20 protein-coding genes are annotated in these 19,147 nt (G+C 40.7%); 12 read left to right on the forward strand and 8 right to left on the reverse strand.

Going from position 1 to position 19,147, the window contains the following annotated elements:
* Nucleotides 1-105 precede the first annotated feature (105 nt).
* Nucleotides 106-1,785, forward strand: a complete 1,680-nt coding sequence (locus IAE19_RS13445) for a long-chain-fatty-acid--CoA ligase (protein WP_200461431.1) — start codon at nucleotides 106-108, stop codon at nucleotides 1,783-1,785.
* A 53-nt stretch (nucleotides 1,786-1,838) separates the two neighbouring features.
* Here the strand turns inward: IAE19_RS13445 and IAE19_RS13450 are convergent, their stop codons facing one another.
* The gene (locus IAE19_RS13450; RefSeq protein ID WP_200461432.1) at nucleotides 1,839-2,225 is read right to left on the reverse strand and encodes a hypothetical protein; all 387 of its coding nucleotides are present in this window, start codon (nucleotides 2,223-2,225) and stop codon (nucleotides 1,839-1,841) included.
* Between the two features lie 116 nt (nucleotides 2,226-2,341).
* Between IAE19_RS13450 and IAE19_RS13455 the strand changes: the two genes are divergently transcribed.
* Both IAE19_RS13455 and ppa read left to right on the forward strand, forming a co-directional pair.
* The gene (locus tag IAE19_RS13455) at nucleotides 2,342-2,740 is read left to right on the forward strand and encodes an MAPEG family protein (RefSeq protein WP_200461433.1); all 399 of its coding nucleotides are present in this window, start codon (nucleotides 2,342-2,344) and stop codon (nucleotides 2,738-2,740) included.
* A 156-nt stretch (nucleotides 2,741-2,896) separates the two neighbouring features.
* Nucleotides 2,897-3,424 (forward strand): inorganic diphosphatase, encoded by a 528-nt coding sequence (gene ppa, locus IAE19_RS13460; protein ID WP_004995387.1) that lies wholly within the window; start codon nucleotides 2,897-2,899, stop codon nucleotides 3,422-3,424.
* 76 nt (nucleotides 3,425-3,500) lie between these two features.
* Here the strand turns inward: ppa and IAE19_RS13465 are convergent, their stop codons facing one another.
* Nucleotides 3,501-4,796: an OprD family outer membrane porin gene (locus IAE19_RS13465; protein WP_200461434.1), complete on the reverse strand. Its 1,296-nt coding sequence runs from the start codon at nucleotides 4,794-4,796 to the stop codon at nucleotides 3,501-3,503.
* Nucleotides 4,797-5,438: 642 nt separating this feature from the next.
* Here IAE19_RS13465 and IAE19_RS13470 point away from each other — a divergent pair.
* Nucleotides 5,439-6,251, forward strand: coding sequence for a TorF family putative porin (locus IAE19_RS13470; protein ID WP_200461435.1), 813 nt, complete (start codon nucleotides 5,439-5,441; stop codon nucleotides 6,249-6,251).
* Nucleotides 6,252-6,301: 50 nt separating this feature from the next.
* On the opposite strand, the gene IAE19_RS13475 is transcribed toward IAE19_RS13470, so the two are convergent.
* A complete protein-coding gene (locus tag IAE19_RS13475; RefSeq protein ID WP_200461436.1) occupies nucleotides 6,302-7,786 on the reverse strand; it encodes a YifB family Mg chelatase-like AAA ATPase in 1,485 nt (494 codons plus the stop codon).
* Between the two features lie 68 nt (nucleotides 7,787-7,854).
* Nucleotides 7,855-8,082: an accessory factor UbiK family protein gene (locus IAE19_RS13480; protein ID WP_200461437.1), complete on the reverse strand. Its 228-nt coding sequence runs from the start codon at nucleotides 8,080-8,082 to the stop codon at nucleotides 7,855-7,857.
* Nucleotides 8,083-8,359: 277 nt separating this feature from the next.
* Here IAE19_RS13480 and glnK point away from each other — a divergent pair, with 277 nt between their 5' ends.
* The 6 genes from glnK to IAE19_RS13510 all read left to right on the forward strand — a co-directional run bounded on the left by glnK (nucleotide 8,360) and on the right by IAE19_RS13510 (nucleotide 13,824).
* Nucleotides 8,360-8,698, forward strand: coding sequence for a P-II family nitrogen regulator (gene glnK, locus IAE19_RS13485; RefSeq protein ID WP_004656379.1), 339 nt, complete (start codon nucleotides 8,360-8,362; stop codon nucleotides 8,696-8,698).
* Nucleotides 8,699-8,759: 61 nt separating this feature from the next.
* Entirely contained in the window at nucleotides 8,760-10,154 is a 1,395-nt protein-coding gene (locus tag IAE19_RS13490; RefSeq protein ID WP_200461438.1) for an ammonium transporter, read from the forward strand.
* Between the two features lie 121 nt (nucleotides 10,155-10,275).
* A complete protein-coding gene (gene nrdR, locus IAE19_RS13495) occupies nucleotides 10,276-10,743 on the forward strand; it encodes a transcriptional regulator NrdR (RefSeq protein WP_200461439.1) in 468 nt (155 codons plus the stop codon).
* A complete protein-coding gene (gene ribD / locus IAE19_RS13500; RefSeq protein WP_200461440.1) occupies nucleotides 10,736-11,836 on the forward strand; it encodes a bifunctional diaminohydroxyphosphoribosylaminopyrimidine deaminase/5-amino-6-(5-phosphoribosylamino)uracil reductase RibD in 1,101 nt (366 codons plus the stop codon). The genes nrdR and ribD overlap by 8 nt, the downstream gene beginning before the upstream one ends.
* Nucleotides 11,833-13,125: a DNA adenine methylase gene (locus tag IAE19_RS13505; RefSeq protein ID WP_200461441.1), complete on the forward strand. Its 1,293-nt coding sequence runs from the start codon at nucleotides 11,833-11,835 to the stop codon at nucleotides 13,123-13,125. Before ribD ends, IAE19_RS13505 begins: the two co-directional genes overlap by 4 nt.
* Nucleotides 13,126-13,164: 39 nt before the next feature.
* A complete protein-coding gene (locus IAE19_RS13510) occupies nucleotides 13,165-13,824 on the forward strand; it encodes a riboflavin synthase (protein WP_200461442.1) in 660 nt (219 codons plus the stop codon).
* Nucleotides 13,825-13,877: 53 nt separating this feature from the next.
* On the opposite strand, the gene IAE19_RS13515 is transcribed toward IAE19_RS13510, so the two are convergent.
* The 4 genes from IAE19_RS13515 to IAE19_RS13530 all read right to left on the reverse strand — a co-directional run bounded on the left by IAE19_RS13515 (nucleotide 13,878) and on the right by IAE19_RS13530 (nucleotide 16,724).
* Complete coding sequence (locus tag IAE19_RS13515) at nucleotides 13,878-14,096, reverse strand: hypothetical protein (protein ID WP_200461443.1); 219 nt, start codon at nucleotides 14,094-14,096, stop codon at nucleotides 13,878-13,880.
* 138 nt (nucleotides 14,097-14,234) lie between these two features.
* A complete protein-coding gene (locus tag IAE19_RS13520; RefSeq protein ID WP_200461444.1) occupies nucleotides 14,235-14,846 on the reverse strand; it encodes a hypothetical protein in 612 nt (203 codons plus the stop codon).
* A 29-nt stretch (nucleotides 14,847-14,875) separates the two neighbouring features.
* Complete coding sequence (locus IAE19_RS13525; RefSeq protein WP_200461445.1) at nucleotides 14,876-15,283, reverse strand: DNA polymerase III subunit chi; 408 nt, start codon at nucleotides 15,281-15,283, stop codon at nucleotides 14,876-14,878.
* Nucleotides 15,276-16,724, reverse strand: coding sequence for a leucyl aminopeptidase (locus IAE19_RS13530; RefSeq protein ID WP_200461446.1), 1,449 nt, complete (start codon nucleotides 16,722-16,724; stop codon nucleotides 15,276-15,278). The genes IAE19_RS13525 and IAE19_RS13530 overlap by 8 nt, the downstream gene beginning before the upstream one ends.
* 159 nt (nucleotides 16,725-16,883) lie before the next feature.
* Between IAE19_RS13530 and lptF the strand changes: the two genes are divergently transcribed.
* Nucleotides 16,884-17,987: an LPS export ABC transporter permease LptF gene (lptF, locus tag IAE19_RS13535; RefSeq protein WP_200461483.1), complete on the forward strand. Its 1,104-nt coding sequence runs from the start codon at nucleotides 16,884-16,886 to the stop codon at nucleotides 17,985-17,987.
* A complete protein-coding gene (gene lptG, locus IAE19_RS13540; RefSeq protein ID WP_200461447.1) occupies nucleotides 17,987-19,057 on the forward strand; it encodes an LPS export ABC transporter permease LptG in 1,071 nt (356 codons plus the stop codon). Before lptF ends, lptG begins: the two co-directional genes overlap by 1 nt.
* Nucleotides 19,058-19,147 lie beyond the last annotated feature (90 nt).

A 19,147-nucleotide genomic window follows, 5' to 3' on the forward strand; every position in this document is an offset into this window, starting at 1 on the left:
ATATTCGCGGAAATGAATGCAGTGTGTAGGGCAAACAAGTCAAACAAGACTCTCACATTGATAAGCAGTTTAATTTAAGGATTACTGATTGGAGATAATGGCTTTATGGAAAAATTATGGTTTGCTGAATACCACAGAACAGGGATTCCAGAAACAGTAGAATTACCTGCAGAAAATACGTCATTAAATGATGTATTTGAGCGTAATTTTCAGAAGTTTGGTTCACGCGATGCCTTTATTTTTATGGATAAAGTCATGACTTTCAGTGAGCTGGAAGAAGCAAGCCGTAAATTTGCTGCCTATTTACAAAGCTTGGGTTTGGCCAAGGGCTCGCGTGTAGCGGTCATGATGCCAAACGTATTGCAATACCCAGTGGTTGCTTTGGGTGTATTCCGCGCTGGTCTGGTACTGGTCAATGTCAATCCACTTTATACAGCACGTGAGCTTGAACATCAGTTGAATGACTCTGGTACAGAAGTACTGGTAATTATTGAAAATTTCGCGAGTGTTTATCAAAGCATTATTGGTAAAACGCCTGTTAAGCACGTGGTTGTTGCTTCAGTGGGCGATATGTTAGGGACTTTAAAAGGAACTTTGGTCAATTTTGTATTGCGCAAAGTTCGTAAACAAATTCCTGACTGGAATATTCCTGGTCATATTAAGTTTAATACGGCATTAAATAAAATCAGTCCAAACAGTTATAAACGTCCATCTTTAAGCTTAAGTGATACCGCTGTGTTGCAATATACGGGTGGTACAACAGGTGTCTCTAAAGGCGCTGAACTTACGCATCGTAATTTGGTTGCGAATTTATTGCAGTGCGACGGCATTTTCCAGAGTAAATTTGGCGCCAAAGATGGCGATAAGAATGATCGCATTTTCTGTGCGCTACCGCTTTATCATATCTTCGCATTCATGGTGTGTGCCATGTATGGTATGTATAAAGGACAAGCTAACGTTCTTATTCCTAACCCACGTGATTTACCGGGCGTGATTAAAGAACTACGTAAATATCAGCCATCGTTCTTCCCGGCTGTAAATACTTTATTCAATGCGCTAGTACATAATGAAGAGTTTAAACAGCTTGATCACAGTAAGCTGAAGATGGCAATGGGTGGGGGTATGGCCGTACTTCCGTCAACTGCTGAAGCGTGGAAAAAGATCACAGGCACTAATATTATCGAAGGTTATGGCTTGTCTGAGACTTCTCCAGTCGCGACAGCAAATCCACCTGCATCACAAGAATTTAGTGGCACGATTGGTATTCCATTACCGTTGACTGATGTTGCAATTTTAGATGACGATGGCAATGAAGTCGCTTTGGGCGAACAAGGTGAAATTTCGATTCGCGGTCCACAAGTAATGAAAGGTTACTGGAATCGTCCCGATGAAACTGCCAAAGTCATGACGGCGGATGGTTACTTCCGTACAGGTGATATTGGCGTGATGGATAACCGTGGTTATGTCAAAATTGTAGATCGTAAAAAAGACATGATTTTGGTCTCTGGTTTTAACGTTTATCCAAGTGAAATTGAAGAAGTTGTCGCAAAACATCCAAAAGTTCTGGAAGTTGCGGCCATTGGTGTACCGGATGAAAAATCAGGTGAAGTGCCAAAACTATTTGTTGTGAAGAAAGATCCTTCACTCACAACTGAAGAGGTTCTAAGCTTTGCCAAAGAAAATTTAACAGGTTATAAACGCCCACGCTATGTGGAGTTTATGGATGAATTACCAAAATCTAATGTAGGTAAAATCTTACGGAAAGATTTGCGTAAAACGGCATAAATTAATCGTTGAAAAAAATGCCTGAGCTTTCAGGCATTTTTTTATTTTTAAAATTATGGTGCAGACTTGATAAACCAACGGTCAATATACGGCCGACCGATTCCAATCATTACGGTAAATAGCAACATTGCACCGAGTTGTAAACGAAGTGCGCTTAAATTAAATTGTCCAAAACTTAGATAATTATCTATTGTGCAATACACGACTAAAATTATTAACCAATACCATAAAGTTTGACGTTTAATACCGACTGCAATAAAGGCAATCGTTAAAATCACAAATGTTCCTAAGGTTGACTGCCAGTTGAGGTTGGCACAAATAACACTGATCAAAAATGCCGTGAGAGGAAGAACAATCTTGAGGATGCGATCAACTTTCAATTGGTTTTGGCGCTGTTTGTCCAGTTCGCTGAACAGTTGATCCTGATCAGAATTGCTCATGTAGGGCCTCACTTGATGGTCTTATTTATAAAAAACACACTATTTAAGCGAATTTCCCCACAAAACACCATGCTATGATAAGGCAATTTAAATAAATACATCTTGAGAACGAGATTATGCAGGGCATCAGTGGCATTATTTATCTGATTTTGGCAGCATGTTTACTACCTTATGTGTTTACCATTATTGCCAAATTAAGTGGGGGATTTAAGGCAAAAGATAATCAAAACCCTCGTCAATTTTTGGCACAGAGTACAGGTATTGCTGCACGTGCGAATGCTGCACAGCAAAATAGTTTTGAGAGTTTACCACTGTTTATCGCAGCCATACTCATGGCAGAATATATGGTCATACCGCAAAATATTATTATGACGTTCGGTTTGGCCTATTTGGTTTTACGCATTCTTTATGGGATTTGTTATTTCATTAATTGGGCAACCCTGCGCTCAATTATCTGGCTATTGTCTATGCTGTGTCCAATTTCGCTATTGATTTTGATTATTCGATTATTATAAAAACCATAAATAATGTACTGGACAGATCTAGGCTTCAACTTGGTCGGGAACATGAAAAAATCCTTTACCAAATTGTATAAACGACGCAGTTTCACCCAGAAAACCGTTATAATCGTCGCGATTTAAATCTGGTTTAACCGTTAAAAGAGTGTTGCTATGAGCTACAACAATATCCCTGCGGGCAAAGATGCACCGAATGATATTTACGTTATCATTGAAATTCCAGCAAATGCTGCGCCAATCAAATACGAAATCGATAAAGATTCAGATGCATTATTTGTAGATCGTTTTATGGGCACAGCTATGTTTTACCCAGCGAACTATGGTTATGTGCCAAATACATTGTCAGAAGATGGTGATCCGCTAGATGTCTTAGTCGTGACTCCTTATCCAGTTGCAGCAGGTTCTGTTATCCGTTGCCGTCCTGTTGGTAAATTGAACATGGAAGATGATGGGGGAATTGATGCGAAACTCATCGCTGTTCCACATGAAAAATTGTCACCACTTTATAAAGACGTAAAAGAATATACGGATCTTCCACAGCTTTTGATTAATCAAGTTGAACATTTCTTTGCTCACTATAAAGATTTAGAACCAGGAAAATGGGTAAAAATCAGTGGCTGGGAAGGTGCGGATGTTGCCAAAGCAGAAGTTATAAAAGCAATTGAAGCTGCAAAAAAATAAGTTTTATGCTGCGTGATAAAACAAAAAACCCTACATTTAGATGTAGGGTTTTTTATATCTGCTTGATTTTAACCGATTAGAAAAATTTAATTGGGAAATCAACAAAGATACGCCATTCATTGGTATCACCGATGTAGGCATTAGTTTGGTATTCATCGCTGGCACGATAAATTGAATTACGTACACGGATATTTAAATCTTTAGCAGGGCCAGTTTGGACTTTATAAGAAACCTGATTGAAGAACTCGCGCTCTTTAGCATCATCAGTCAAGTTATTTACACGGATGTCCCAACCATAAACATAAGCAGTTGTCCATGAAAGGCCAGGAATGGCTAATGCACCAAAGTCATAAGTGTATTGGAGCTGTACCGATTTTTCATGGTTACCAATAAAGTCAGACAAATATGAGTTTGGTAGGTAAATACTTTGACCACCATCGCCATTTTGACCATAGTCATAGCCGACATTACCTGTATTTTGCTGGTAAGCTAACATGGCTGTATGTGGTCCAGTGTTATAGGTGGCAGACACAGCCCAGATATTATTTTTCTTGTCTTCATCTGCTGGGCCTGTTGCAGAATATGTTGTACCCGGTTCAAACTTGGTATGGTAGCCACTGAAGTCATACGTCAATGAGTCTTTATTGGCAAGCGTTTGCTTATAATTAACATTGGCATAATGACGTTCAAGTTTGTCTTTAAGATCAGCACCATAATAAGATGCTTTTAACTGGTCATTAAATTGGTATTTTGCGCCCCAAACATAAGCACGATCCAAATGGTTTTGGTCAGATGCGATGTGCTCAGGCAATTGGTTTTTGGTAAATTTACCCGCAACCACTTCCAGATTTTTAATTTCATGGCTTGTGATTAATGTTCCTTCAAAGTATTCAGGCACGTTACGTGTCGTCATACTCGCAAGTACAGGTAAATCAAGAATTTGTGTACCATAAGTTAAGGTTGTGTTGGATGCGCGAGCTTTGACATAGCCACCACCACGAGTCCATTGATCATATGGATCAACACGACCATTGGCATCTTTTTGACCATCATTTTTTAGGGCGATCATGCTGTTACCCGCATGATAGTTATCGCCTAATTTGAAAGAAAAATCACCAACAACACCCGCTGCAAAACCGACAGGACCCTGTGTAAAACCTGACTCAAGATTCAACATAACTGATTGAAGCCATGAGTTGGTATCATGCACACCATCTTTCTTATCACGTTGAATAAAACCATTGCGCAATAGAACCGATGCACTGGCACCTTCAACAAAACCTTTTGACTCGCTTTGTTCACTTGCATACGCTGAAGAAATAAGGGCAGCGTTAATCAAAACTGCTAAAGTAAGCTTATGTGCTTTTAGCATTGAATACCTCAAAACATAAATCTAAATGGGTTCCTGAGCAAGACTCAGAAAATGAGCAAATTGTATAGATAATCTATAGAAAAGATATCATTTTCATTAAATTATTTTACTAATGTATATATCCAATTTAGAAATAGCATGTTTTTAGTTAAATTTTTTTATAGATATTGATGTTTTATTTAGTGGTATTAAACAAAAAAATCTGCACTTAAACTATGCATAATAATTACACAGTTTTCTAAAAAGACCCAAAACAGCGCTATTCCATATTTTTTGTTACATGCCGCTGCAAGGCGATATGGCTTTCAAGTTCTGAACCGCATCCCTATTTACTTATCATTAGTTATCTTAGAAACCTTTATGCAAAAATGACGACGATCACATCAACGTAAATAGAAATTTTACGCTCCTTTTTCCTATACTTATTTATGCGTGCTGGCTCGTAGTTTGGGATTTGCTTTTTATCTACATGAAATCTATTGAATTTTACCATTATAAAAATGGAGTCATGATCTAAAGTTTAATGATGAATTCATAAAAAAGATGGGATGTACAAAAGTTGGCATAGCATTTGCTAAATCTACACCGATGCAATTTAAAACACATATCCGTCGGAGTGATCCGATTATGGGGGAGATCAGAATGAAAAAATTTGCATGTAAAGCCGTTGCTTTAAGTGTTATTGCTGTAGGTTCAACTGCTGCAATGGCTGAAGATAAACCATCGATCGCAGGTTTTTCTGTTGCTGGTAATGTTGCGGCCACTACAGATTATCGTTTCCGTGGTGTAACTCAAAGTTCAAACAATCCAGCAATTCAAGGTGGGTTCACGATTAACCACGAATCTGGTGCTTATCTTGCGCTTTTCGGTTCAAGCGTTGACTTTGGGATTGATGGTAACTCTACTGAAACTGATGCAAGTCTAGGCTATGCCAGCTCTTTCAACGCAACCCCAAATTACAGCATTGGTTATGATGTGGGTGTGACGTATTATGGTTATATTGGTGCAAAATCTAACTTTACCAATCCTTATAATGATAAAACAGGCTTAAACTTTACTGAATTTTATGCAAAATTAATTTTCGCCGATTCATTATTTAAAGGTGACAGCATTACCACCATGGTTACTTATTCACCTGATTATTGGGGCCGCACCGACGATTTCTGGTATTTTAATCTAGGTTATAGCGCACCAATTGCTGATACAGGTTTTACCGGAATTGCTTCTGTTGGTTATAACAAACTCAAAAATAAAGACTCTTTAAGTGTGGTTGCAGGCGGTCCAGGTAAAGACGACAGCTATATCGATTATAAATTTGGGGTGCAATACAATATTTTGGGAGTTACTGCTGAACTCGCAGGTGTAGGTACTGACGTAAGTACATCAGGCATGACCGATGCAGGTAAAAAGCCATATGATTTAGGTGCAGTATTGACCTTATCTAAATCTTTCTAAGCTTTCTATCTTAAAAAATGCCTCAATTTTGAGGCATTTTTTTATCCAACTTAAATGGTTTGTCGATAAGACAAGGCTTCAGATAAATGTACACTTTGAATATTGGAGCTTTGCGATAAATCTGCAATCGTTCGCGCAACACGTAAAATACGATGATAAGAACGCGCCGATAAATTCATACGTTGTTGAGCCACTTCCATCATTTTCTGTGTAGTAGAATCTAGTGCAGCATGTTGTTCCAATTCTTGTGGTGAAAGAGAAAAATTGGCTTTTTGCTGGCGATTGATTTGAGTCTCATAAGCAGCAATTACACGGCTACGGACGGTCATGGAATCCTCAACAGCTGTTGTGTCTTGTAATTCATTGATCTGTAATGGTGGGACATCAATGTGTAAATCTATGCGATCCAGCAAGGGCCCAGAAATTCGATTTTGATAACGTTTAATGGCTTCAGGCGAACATTGACAACGGCTATCCTGATTAAATGCATAACCACAGGGGCAGGGATTCATCGCAGCAATCAGCTGAAAATTTGCCGGAAAGGTAATTTGTCTGGATGCACGCGAAATCACAATTTCCTTAGACTCTAGGGGTTGACGTAAAACTTCCAGAACTTTTCGATCAAACTCAGGTAGTTCATCTAAAAATAAAACGCCTAAATGTGCCAGTGTAATTTCTCCTGGTTTAGGATGTGAGCCGCCGCCCACCAATGCAATCGCAGAAGCAGTATGGTGCGGCGCTCTGAACGGTCGTAAGCCAAACTGATGCTGATTGTTTGCAATCGAATAAATACTGGCGACCTCAAGATTTTCCTGTGTTGATAAAGGCGGCAAAATGCTGGGTAAGCGTGAAGCTAATAAAGTTTTACCTGTGCCAGGTGGGCCTTTAAATAATAACGAATGACCACCTGCAGCTGCTATCTCAAGTGCACGTCGTGGACGTAACTGACCTTTAACATCGGCTAAATCATATTTATAAGGTTGAATATTATCGATATTTTTTGTGGTATGTGGGGCAATCGATTGGACGCCCAGAAAATGTTCACAGACTTGTTTTAAATGGCTGGCTGCGTAAAGCTTAAACCCAGAAAGTTGTTCAACCTGTTTAATATTGTCTTGGGGAATAAAAAGTTGGTGGTCGGCTTGCTGACAAGCCATGGCAATTGTCAAGGCACTGGTGACAGAACGTAAATGCCCATCTAATGCTAATTCTCCAATAAATTCAAAACCATCGGTACAACCTTCGGGTAATTGTCCAGAAGCAATCAAAATTCCTAAAGCAATCGCTAAATCCAGACGTGATCCGTCTTTTGGCAAATCTGCAGGAGCAAGATTAATCGTCAGACGTTTAGTTGGAAACTGAAACTCACTATTAATAATGGCAGAACGCACCCGATCTTTACTTTCACGTACAGCTGCTTCAGCAAGTCCAACAATGGTGAGAGAGGGAAGTCCCTGACTTAAATGAACCTCAACTTCAATAAATGGGGCGTGTAATCCTAATACGCCACGTGTCAAAATTTTTGCAAAAGACATTTTTATGATGTTCCATTATGGTGCTTTATTTTTAATCGTTTTAAATTGTTTATGCGCTAAATTGGTGCTTATTTTTTGTTCTGAATCATGCTCTCTAAAATATTCATCTGTTCCTGTAACTGACTTAGACGTTGGTTGGCGTGTTGAAGTGCGAGGCGCTGACGATCAATTTCTTGCTTGGAAACTAAATCCAGTTTTTCCACAGCTTCATTGAGCAACGCTCTTAAGTTATTTTCAAGGTCTTTTTTAGGTTGGTCGACTTGTTCTAGGATCGCCTGTAATAATGTTTCAATCATGAGATATCCGTGTAAATAATATGATCCGCGTGCAGTTTACCACTGGTTTTGTATTGCCCCTAGTGCTCTCCGATTAATCAACGCATTTTTATAACCAAACTGCCTAAACAAAGTATAAAAATGTTTAAATTAAAGGTGGATGCTACATCTTGCGTCACAAATAGGTTATAAAGACAACTATCAGGCCAACGATTTCTTTTTCCCTCAACCTAAGAAATATTGGCATGAAAATTGAACATAAAACCTTACTGGTGAAATAAGCCGAAGGAAAACAAACATGAAGCTCGTAACTGCTATTGTAAAACCATTTAAATTGGACGATGTGCGTGAAGCACTTTCTGAAATTGGTGTTCAGGGGATTACTGTCACTGAAGTGAAAGGTTTTGGCCGTCAAAAGGGTCATACAGAACTGTATCGTGGTGCAGAGTATGTCGTTGACTTTCTTCCTAAAGTCAAAATTGAAATCGCGATCAGCGATGAAATGGTCGATGCGGTAATCGAATCGATTACTCGCGTTGCTAGCACAGGAAAAATTGGTGACGGAAAGATCTTTGTAACTAATCTGGAACAAGTGATCCGTATCCGTACAGGCGAAACTGGACCAGACGCTGTTTAAGTGTTGGCACAAAGTTTGCTGAGTATGGCATAACTCACAAAATTTAGGTTGGGGGATACAAATGAAAAAAATGCTTTTAGCACTAGGTTTATCTAGTGCGCTTCTTGGTGGAACGGCCGCATGGGCTGAAGAAGCCGCATCGACACCAGTAACTGAAACAACGACTGTTGTGACTACAACAGATACTCCTGTGGCAGAGACAACTGTCGTTGCAGTTGAACCTGCCCCTGCAGCAGAAGCTCCTAAAGCTGAACCGAAGCTTGATACAGGTGATACCGCATGGATCCTTATCTCGACAGGTTTAGTGCTCCTTATGACGATTCCAGGACTCGCCTTGTTCTATGGTGGTATGGTTCGTAAGAAAAACGTGTTAGGAACTATGGCGCATAGTTTCGTTGCGGCAGCTATTGTCAGCCTAGTCTGGGTGATTATTGGCTATACACTGGCCTTTGGTAGTGGCAATGCCTTCGTGGGTGGTCTGGATAAATTTATGTTGTCTGGGATTACCACAGAAGCGCTAAGTGGTACGATTCCAGAAATTCTCTTTGTTATATTCCAAATGACTTTTGCAATCATTACTGTGGCCATTATTAGTGGTTCGGTTGCAGAGCGTATGAAGTTTAGTGCTTTTGTTGCTTTTATTACCGTGTGGGTGATTGTGGTATATGCGCCAATTACTCACTGGGTATGGGGTGGCGGCTGGTTAGGCAGTGATGGTGCTCTTGACTTTGCTGGTGGTACAGTTGTTCATATCAACTCGGGTGTGGCAGGTCTAGTTGCGGCTTACATGTTAGGTAAACGTATAGGACTTGGAAAAGAGTCTATGGCTCCACATAACTTAACCTTAACGGTGATTGGTGCAAGCTTACTCTGGGTGGGTTGGTTCGGATTCAACGGTGGTTCTGCGTTAGGTGCAAATGGTGCTGCAGGTTATGCTCTAGTTACGACTCAAGTGGCAGCAGCGGCAGCAACAATCTCATGGCTGATTGTTGAAAAAATTGTACGTGGTAAAGCATCTGTTTTAGGTGGTGCATCTGGTGCAGTAGCTGGTTTGGTGGTGATTACTCCGGCGGCAGGTTTTGTAACCGTTGGCGGTGCGCTTGTGATGGGCTTAATTGGTGGTGTGGTTTGTTTCTGGGGTATTTCTGGCCTCAAACGTATCTTAAAAGCAGACGATTCTTTGGATGCTTTTGGCTTACATGCTGTCGGCGGTATAGTGGGTGCAATTCTAACTGCTGTGTTTGCAAGCTCATTCATTATGGGTGATAAAGCGCCTACAGATATGGTTCATCAACTTTGGATTCAAGTTGAAGGCGTGTTGGCAACAATTGCCTATAGTGCAGTGTTAACATTTATCATTCTTAAAGTTATTGATCTTATTATCGGAATTCGTGTTTCGGCTGATGATGAACGTATGGGTCTAGATTTGAGCCAACATGGCGAACGTATTGAATAATAAAAACTGGATGAGAAAAAAACAGCCCTAAGCGGCTGTTTTTTTGTTTATGGAGAGATGATTTAGTCTTTGTCCAATATTTGCTACACTAACTATAAGAATGAATTCATTTTGAGCTGCTATGCATTGTCCTTACTGCAACGCCGCAGACAGTAAAGTCATCGATTCACGTCTTGCTGCTGAAGGTTGTCAAATCCGTCGTAGACGTGAATGCCTGAATTGTGGTGAACGTTTTACGACTTTTGAAAGTTATGAAGTGGTCATGCCGCGTGTGATTAAATCGAATGGTAAAAATGAGCCTTTTGATGAGGCTAAATTGCGCCGCTCACTTATGCATGCCCTACAAAAACGCCCCGTGACCCAAGAGCAAATTGAAACGGTACTCAGCGATATTCAGCTACAAATCCGCCGATTAGGTGAGCGTGATGTAAAGTCTCGTATGATTGGTGAAATCGTCATGCAGGCATTATTTTCGCTGGATCATGTGGCTTATGTACGTTTTGCTTCCGTGTATCAGGACTTTCAGGATGTCGAGGCATTTCGCCGTCAAATTGAACAAATGCAATATCGTGAACAAGAACATGAATAAGGTGAATTACATAGAGCCTCAGGATCATTACTGGATGATGCAGGCTTTGGCTGAGGCAAAAACTGCATTATATCGCACACGCCCAAATCCTGCTGTTGGCTGTGTCATTGTGAAAGATGAGAAGATTATAGGTCGGGGCGCGACTGCACCTGTGGGTGGTTCTCATGCAGAAGTATTTGCATTGCGTGAAGCAGGTGATCGAGCTGAAGGCGCAACGGCATATGTGACCTTGGAGCCCTGTGCTCATTTTGGTCGAACGCCGCCCTGTGCAGAAGCATTAGTACGTGCCAATGTTGCACGTGTAGTAATTGCAACGCTTGATCCAAATCCATTGGTTGCAGGAAAAGGACAAAAAATTTTAAATAATGCAGGGATTACTACGCAAGTTGGGGTGCTAGAACAGGAAGCCATTGAACTAAACCGTGGCTTTTTAAAAGTGATGGCAGGTGGTTTACCTTATGTACGGCTCAAAGTGGCCTCCAGTCTGGATGGGCGAACCGCAATGGCGTCAGGTGAGTCCAAATGGATTACAGGCGTAGATGCGCGTTTAGATGTGCAATATTGGCGCGCACGTTCAGCTGTGGTAATGACGGGTATACAAACCGTACTTGCCGATGATTGTCAGTTGAATGTGCGAGCACTTGCCGAGGTGGATGATATTACAGATATTGTTCAGCCTAAGCGTTTAGTTCTGGATCGACAAGGTCGTTTGCCATTGACTGCAAATATTTTGCATTTACCTGAAACCCTGATGGTAATGGGGCCATTTCGTCAGGAACTTGCAGACCTAGGTGTGATACAATTGCCGGTCCAATCACTACGTGAACTTCTTGCGACGCTGGCCAAAGAATATCATTTATATGATGTGATGGTCGAAGCCGGAACCACTCTAGCGACTGCATTTTTACAGGAAAAATTGGTCGACGAAATGATCAGCTATATTGCTCCAACATTATTGGGGCAATCGGCATGTGCCATGTTTAGCGCTGACTTATATAAAATGTCAGAGCAACTCCGCTTTAAGCTGTTTGATGTGACTCAAATTGGTCAGGACATTCGCTTAAGACTTATCCCGATTCAAGAGACAGTATGAATTCAGAGGCTTCGGTTTACCATAAACGCCGTCATGCGGCACGGACCACAGATGAATATCTATTTCACCAGTTGGTGCCTTATCTAGGCAACAAACGCAGATTATTACATCTGATTTTAGAAGCACTGGAAATTACCGGAACGTTAAATAGCAAAAAAAAGAATCCGCCAATTTTTGCTGACTTTTTTGCAGGCAGTGGCGTTGTTTCTCGTCTAGCTCGACAAAATGGTTATCGTGTTATTGGTAATGACTGGGAACCGTATAGCCATGCCTTAAACCATGCGATACTGGCTTGTGTTGAAGCTCCAGCATTTAAAGAGTTGGGTGGTTATCAGAAAGCCATTGATTATTTGAACCGTTTGCCTGAAGTAAAGGGTTGGGTCACTCATAATCTTTGTCCACGTAATGATGACATTTATGATCCAAGTCGTGACAGATTGTTTTTCAAACGTCGAAATGGTATGCGTATCGATGCTATTCGTCAGCAGATTGCGACATGGCAGGCGCAAGGTGCCATTAATGATGTAGAAATGAGTGCATTGTTGGCGCCGTTGCTTTATTCAGCCAGTTTTGTCAGCAACACGAGTGGTGTATTTAAGAGTTTCCATCAAGGATGGGGGGGGAAAACCCAGACCGCACTTGAACGCATTGAATCTTTACTGTGGCTCACGCCCAGTCGTTTTTGTGAAATTGGCGATGTAAAACGACCTGCTGCTGAAATGTGGTGTGTTGATGCACAGCATCTCGCTAATCAAATGAGTGGCTTTGATGTCGATGTAGCGTATCTCGACCCTCCTTATAATCAGCATGCGTATAGTAGTAATTATCATGTCTTAAACGCATTAACTCTTTGGGATCAGGTAGATTTGCCTCCACCAGATACCAAAGGATATAAGAGTGGGATTGATCGAGCTTGGCGTAAAGAACGACCGAGTCCTTATAATTCTTCTAAACACGCCAAAGATGCTTATGAAAAATTACTGGCAACGATCAACGCGCGTTATATCCTAACCAGTTATTCTACGGATGGTAATATTGATCCGAAAGATTTACTGACGGCAAATTTGAAACGCGGCAAAGTGACCCTATTAACACAAGATGTCCCGCGTTATCGGGTGAGCAAACAACGTCAGTCTGAACGGGCGCGCGTACTCGAGTTCATCGTGATTACAGATACGCATGCCAAATCAGGGCCGCCATTGCGTCAGCTTTTAGGACAACTTTATCACTTTGCCGAGCTGGGTGGCGTAGATACTTCAGGGCCAAGCACTCAACTTGCGCTTTGGTAAGTAATGCATTTATGCAAAATTAATATTTGGAGCATCATCATGTTTACAGGCATTATTGAAAGTTTGGGCAAAGTTGAAAGCCTGCAAAATGTAGGTGGTGATGTACGTTTACGCATCCAGACCGATCTTGATATGTCTGATGTACATTTGGGCGACTCGATTGCGACCAATGGTATTTGTCTGACGGTGATTGAGTGGGGTAGCAATTGGTATGCTGCTGATGTGTCACGCGAAAGCTTAAACCGAACTACGCTTGGGCATTGGAGAGTGGGTCAGCCTGTCAATGTTGAAAAGGCGATGCTTCCAACCACACGTTTTGGTGGGCATATTGTCAGTGGTCATGTCGATGCGGTGGGGGAGATTACCGTTGTTCGTGAAGACGCACGTTCCATTTATTATGAAGTTACTGCTCCTGCTGAAATTGCTAAATATCTGGCAGAAAAAGGTTCGATTACTGTAGATGGCATTAGCCTGACTATTAATCACTTACGAGGCAATATTTTAAGTTTGAATCTCATCCCGCATACGGCTGAACGCACGAATATTTCCACATGGAAAACTGGGGCAAAAGTGAATCTGGAAGTGGATGTACTAGCTCGATATATTGAACGGTTATTATTGGGAGATAAAGCGGCGGATCAGGGTCAATCTTCTGATATTAGTATGTCATTTCTTGCTGAAAATGGTTTTTTAAAATAAAAGCAACTTGTCCAATTTTGAGAAAATGCCCAGTTTAAAACTGGGCATTTTTATTAGTGTTTGGTTACCGTCAGAGAAGTTGAACCCAAGCCTGATTTTAATGTTTCGGGTATATTCACCGAAAACGTTCCATTTTGGGATTCATTTTTCAAAAAAATTGAAAGGGAACTGAAATTATTACGACTCATATATAAATCCTGAGCAGATAAAGTCCATGTCTCGCCTGTATTTAACTGGGCAATCTGTTCGGAGATATTGCTAAGTATATTCATGAATTTTTCCAGAAATGAGTCAAATATTTAACAGTATTTTAAAGTTAAATCGCCGAAGCGATATGACTATCATGTGACAAGAATATGTCACTTTCATGACACTCTGGAAAAAATAAAGAGTTGAATAAAATATAGATTCTAAAGATCTGAGCTTTTTAGAATATATTCGATTTCCTCTTGGGCAGCGGTATATAGTTTGGCTCTAAATACTGTTACTGCTTGCTCAATCAAGCTATCTGCCTCTAGTTCCAGGCGTAAGCGTAGACTTTCCAGTTCAGATTGAATCTGGTCATCTGACATTTGATGACGGGCATGTGAATAATCAATTGCCACATGATCCGGATTTTGATGGTAACGGGCCGTATGGCTTTCAATTTCTTCCTGAATCGAGCTGCGTAGAGCTATCAGTTCATGTGTTTGTTGCTGAAACTGATGTATTTCATCGGCTTGCAATGAGGCGGCATATTGGGCTTGCTGTTCGCGTTTTTGTGCTAAAGACTGTTCTAGGGCTTGCTGTCTACGAATACGTGCTCGTTCAATCAGTTCTGCCTTTAGATCAGCATACGCTTGTTTGATTTTATCAAAAGAAGCTTCTTGAGCTTTCTGATTCTGTATCACCCATGTTTCAATCGTAGTTTGTGGCTGTAATAAATCACAAATTCGGGCAAGATCATCCTGATAGGTTTGACGAACCATTTCTGGTGCATTTAACCAGCGTTTTTTAAAATCTTGACCGACATTGAGTGCCACTCGCCATCTCCTTACATTTTAATGGACTTTTACAGTTTAAAAGTACGGGGTTCGATTCCTAAACGACGATAAAATCTAAATTTTTCTCGACCCAGTTGCTTTGCAGCTTCATTATTTTCAATGATCTCAATAATGTGACTAAACTGGCCAATTTGTTCAAGTGCCTGATTGTTAAAATTAAACACAAACCAGTCTGATTGTTCAGGTAATTGAGCAGAGATACATACTGGCGCATGGATTTGATCTATACCATGAGCGATAAAACTATGTGGATCAAAGGACCAGAGCGCATCATCGAGCTCACGCTGTAATTGCTGATCAACACAATACCACCAGATTTTACTGTGTTTTCTCAACAATTTACGACATAAACGGCAAGCACTTTCGACTTGCCGTTCTTGACTAGTTTCAAATAAATAAAAACTAATATTAGCCATGCGCTTTAACGCGATTTGCTAGGAACTGTACTAAAAGTGGTACAGGGCGTCCTGTTGAACCTTTGTTTGGTCCAGATAACCAAGCAGTTCCAGCGACGTCCAAATGGGCCCAACGATAGTCGCGAGTAAAGCGTTGCAGGAAGCAGGCTGCAGTAATTGCCCCGCCATAAGGTCCGCCAATATTAGCGATATCGGCAAATGGTGAATCAAGTAATTCCTGATAATCGTCACTCACAGGCATACGCCACACTCGGTCAAAGGACTGTTCGCCTGCCTGCAATAACTCATTGGCGAGTTCATCATCTGGTGAAAATAAACCACTTAAGACTTTGCCCAAAGCGACCACACACGCACCTGTTAAGGTTGCAATATCAATGACCAGTTCAGGGTTGAAACGCTGAATATAAGTGAGCGTATCACATAGTACCAAACGACCTTCTGCATCGGTATTTAGGATTTCTACAGTTTGACCGCTCATAGTGGTGACAATGTCGCCTGGACGGGTGGCTTGTGCAGATGGCATATTCTCTGCAGCAGCAATCGCACCGACCACATGAATAGGTAAACGCGCCTCGCACAGCGTGCGAATCGTACCTAAAACTGAAGCAGCCCCACACATATCAAACTTCATTTCATCCATAGTTTGTGCAGGTTTGATCGAAATCCCACCCGTATCAAATGTCACCCCTTTACCAACCAAAACAACAGGTGCTTGATCTAGTTTGGCATTATATTCCAGTGTGATCATACGTCCTGGGCGTGCAGAACCTTTGCTCACAGCGAGAAAAGCATTCATGCCCAAATCCGCCATTTGCTGTTCATCTAATACGGTGACTTTGAGCAAATCTGGAAATTCGTGAGCAAGAGCCTTAGCTTGATCTGCCAGATATTCTGGAAAACAAATATTTCCTGGACGGTTTCCTAGATCACGAGCCAGTGCTTGGCCAGATTGTAATGCTTCAATCAATTGTAATTGTTGAGTATCTAAGCTGCTCTGTGTACTGATCAAGTTGACAGTTTCAAGGATAAATTCATTCTTTTTCGATTTAAATTCATCAAAACCATAAGTAGCTTGTGACAGGCTCAATGCAAAAATATAGTGCAACTCTACTGGGAGAGCTGAAATATCGATATGAATTTGTTTGAATTTGGTTTGTGCAGCTTTAATGATGCCTTGAGCCAGTTTTGCTATTTTTGCTGTTTTAAGCTCATTCGCATTGCCTAAACCAAAAAGAGTGGTATTAGGATTTGCGGCTAATTTTCCGATAAGAGGCAAGCTTTCATTGAAGTTGGCTTTGTAATGCGTCTGCTCAAATAATTTTTCTAATTCATTGATTTGATATGTTTTTTCAGCATTTTGAATGTTGGTGTTATCGATCAAAATCACCAAAGATTCAGAAGCGGTATTTTGTGGCAATGAGGAATTAATCGTATATTTCATATGCGGTCTGGATGCCTATTTAAATATGTTCATTGATATCTACCATTGAAACACTTTCCTGACACCAGTTTCAATTGGCAAGCGCATGATAGGTTTTATATTTTTAACATTCGGGTAAACTATGACATATTCCGTTTGTCCATTTTGGAAGAATTTACTTTGATTATTCGGCGTTATCTCGTCAAGCAAGTCGTGTCAACTAGTCTCGTGGTGGTCAGTATTTTGACGCTGATTGTACTAGGTGCAAGACTAATCAAATACTTTGGAGTCGCTGCACAAGGGCGACTGGATGTCAGCGTTCTATTTAGCATTATTGGTTATCGGTTACCTGAATTTCTGATCTTGTTATTACCCCTCAGTTTTTTTATAGGTTTGATGCTGGTATTTGGTCGTTTGTACGTCGAACATGAAATGGCGGTACTCAACAGCAGTGGCGTGAGTAAACATAAACTTGCGCGCTTAATGTTGCCAATGACATTGGTCTTTGTGATCGTTGAAATGCTCTTGATGGTTTGGGTCTCACCTTGGGGATTACGCCAGTTTAATGAATTATCATCTACACAAGCCTTACGTACAGGGTTCGATTTAGTCCGTCCGAAAGAATTTATCTCTTCGGGACCTTATACAATTTACGCGGGTTCATTGTCCGAAGATCGTAAAAATCTCAAAGATATTTTTGTTTATATCAAAGCAGAAAAAGAAGGAAAGCCTGACCAATTGGTGGTGGCTAAAGAAGCCACTCGTGTGGAAATGGCAGATGAAACTGCTAGCGTAGTCGACCTGACTCAGGGGCGCCGTTATGAAATTTATCCGGGAACAGCCAAATATGTACAGGCGGAGTTTCAGACTTGGCGCTTTCGTATCGAAAATAATAAAGAAGCCACTTACGATTCCAATGATGTTTCTGCCTTACAAATGTCAAAACTTTGGGAAAATCGTAACGATCCAGTCATTGCTAGTCAGTTAGGCTGGAGAATTTTTGCTCCATTCTCGATGTTTGTAGCATTGGCGCTTGCTGTAGCATTATCTGAAGTCACGCCACGTCAAGGACGTTATCTCAAGCTTTTCCCTGCATTAATGATTTTTGCCAGCATGATCGTATTATTAATTGCAGCTCAAACCCGTATTAGTCGTGGTGAATTTGGTATCTGGGTTTATCCTGCCATTTTAGTGACTTATTTTGTGGCAGCAATGCTGTTCTCAAGAAAGCAAAATCTTGCACCGAAGATCAAGCATAAGATCAAACAAGTGAGATCATCATAATGTTAGCCCAAAAGATATTAGCCAGATATGTGACCAAAACCACTACATTAATGATGTTGGGAACTCTGTTGGTATTGGTGTTCTTGTTTGTTTTATTTTCCTACGTGGGTGAATTGGGTTCACTTAAAGCGGGTTATGGCGCGTGGGATGCTTTTAAATATGTAATGTGGGATTCGCCGCATAATATGATCAAGCTGATTCCTATCGCTGCTTTAATTGGGGCTGTATTAGGTTTGGGTTCAATGGCATCCAATAGTGAATTGATCGTTATGCGTGGTTCAGGTGTAAGCCTATGGCGAATCGTTGGCTGGGTGATGCGACCTGCTTTTTTACTGGTAATTTTGTCTTTTTGTATTAGTGAATGGGTGATTCCATTAACTTCAGAGCAAGCAAAGGGTGTCAAAAATCAAAATACTGTTGCAGCTTTGGGTGAGGTGCGCGGTTATTGGACCAAAGAAGGTAATAATTTTTACTATATCGATTATGCCAACTCTAAAGGAAACCTAAATGGTATTCAGGTTGCTGCATTTGATCAGGATTATCGCCTAAATTCTGTAGTGAAAGCGCAAACGGGTCAGTTTATTCAAGATGGTGAATGGATTTTAAAAAATAATCAGCAACTGAATATTTTACAAAATGGTGATGCAAGCTTTCAAAATATTGCCACTAAAGATTTATCTTTAGCATTACAGCCCAAATTTGTACATATGGTCACGTTAGACCCAGAAGAGTTGGCACCTAGTGAGTTAGTCGGCTTTATGCGCTATATGCGCGAATATAGTCAGATACCTAAAACTTATCAGTTAGCATTTTGGAAAAAAGTGGGCTCACCATTTTCACTTATTGCTCTGACGTTAATCGCCTGTTCCTTTATTTTTGGCCCACTACGTCAGCAATCGATGGGTTTCCGTTTGGTGATTGCATTGTTTGTTGGCCTCAGTATTTTCTATTTACAGGACTTTTTAGGCTATGCCAGTTTGGTATATTCGCCCTCTCCTGCATGGTTTATTTTTATTCCAATCTTACTGATGTTTGGAGCAGGCAGTTATTTATTATATCGGGCACGTTAATGTTTAAATGCAAGCCGAATCGTTTAAATGAATCATGCCAAATGAGTAAAGTTATCATCTGTGCATAGAGTCTTGGACTAAAATTCGGTA

The sequence above is a fragment of the Acinetobacter sp. S40 genome (genome assembly GCF_016624705.1).
GTDB lineage: Bacteria > Pseudomonadota > Gammaproteobacteria > Pseudomonadales > Moraxellaceae > Acinetobacter.

Excerpts from the sequence above, each read along its gene's own strand:
- IAE19_RS13445 (WP_200461431.1), top strand. The coding sequence starts at position 106 with ATGGAAAAATTATGGTTTGCTGAATACCACAGAACAGGGATTCCAGAA.
- IAE19_RS13450 (WP_200461432.1), bottom strand. The coding sequence starts at position 2,225 with ATGAGCAATTCTGATCAGGATCAACTGTTCAGCGAACTGGACAAACAG.
- IAE19_RS13455 (WP_200461433.1), top strand. The coding sequence starts at position 2,342 with ATGCAGGGCATCAGTGGCATTATTTATCTGATTTTGGCAGCATGTTTA.
- ppa (WP_004995387.1), top strand. The coding sequence starts at position 2,897 with ATGAGCTACAACAATATCCCTGCGGGCAAAGATGCACCGAATGATATT.
- IAE19_RS13465 (WP_200461434.1), bottom strand. The coding sequence starts at position 4,796 with ATGCTAAAAGCACATAAGCTTACTTTAGCAGTTTTGATTAACGCTGCC.
- IAE19_RS13470 (WP_200461435.1), top strand. The coding sequence starts at position 5,439 with ATGAAAAAATTTGCATGTAAAGCCGTTGCTTTAAGTGTTATTGCTGTA.
- IAE19_RS13475 (WP_200461436.1), bottom strand. The coding sequence starts at position 7,786 with ATGTCTTTTGCAAAAATTTTGACACGTGGCGTATTAGGATTACACGCC.
- IAE19_RS13480 (WP_200461437.1), bottom strand. The coding sequence starts at position 8,082 with ATGATTGAAACATTATTACAGGCGATCCTAGAACAAGTCGACCAACCT.
- glnK (WP_004656379.1), top strand. The coding sequence starts at position 8,360 with ATGAAGCTCGTAACTGCTATTGTAAAACCATTTAAATTGGACGATGTG.
- IAE19_RS13490 (WP_200461438.1), top strand. The coding sequence starts at position 8,760 with ATGAAAAAAATGCTTTTAGCACTAGGTTTATCTAGTGCGCTTCTTGGT.
- nrdR (WP_200461439.1), top strand. The coding sequence starts at position 10,276 with ATGCATTGTCCTTACTGCAACGCCGCAGACAGTAAAGTCATCGATTCA.
- ribD (WP_200461440.1), top strand. The coding sequence starts at position 10,736 with ATGAATAAGGTGAATTACATAGAGCCTCAGGATCATTACTGGATGATG.
- IAE19_RS13505 (WP_200461441.1), top strand. The coding sequence starts at position 11,833 with ATGAATTCAGAGGCTTCGGTTTACCATAAACGCCGTCATGCGGCACGG.
- IAE19_RS13510 (WP_200461442.1), top strand. The coding sequence starts at position 13,165 with ATGTTTACAGGCATTATTGAAAGTTTGGGCAAAGTTGAAAGCCTGCAA.
- IAE19_RS13515 (WP_200461443.1), bottom strand. The coding sequence starts at position 14,096 with ATGAATATACTTAGCAATATCTCCGAACAGATTGCCCAGTTAAATACA.
- IAE19_RS13525 (WP_200461445.1), bottom strand. The coding sequence starts at position 15,283 with ATGGCTAATATTAGTTTTTATTTATTTGAAACTAGTCAAGAACGGCAA.
- IAE19_RS13530 (WP_200461446.1), bottom strand. The coding sequence starts at position 16,724 with ATGAAATATACGATTAATTCCTCATTGCCACAAAATACCGCTTCTGAA.
- lptG (WP_200461447.1), top strand. The coding sequence starts at position 17,987 with ATGTTAGCCCAAAAGATATTAGCCAGATATGTGACCAAAACCACTACA.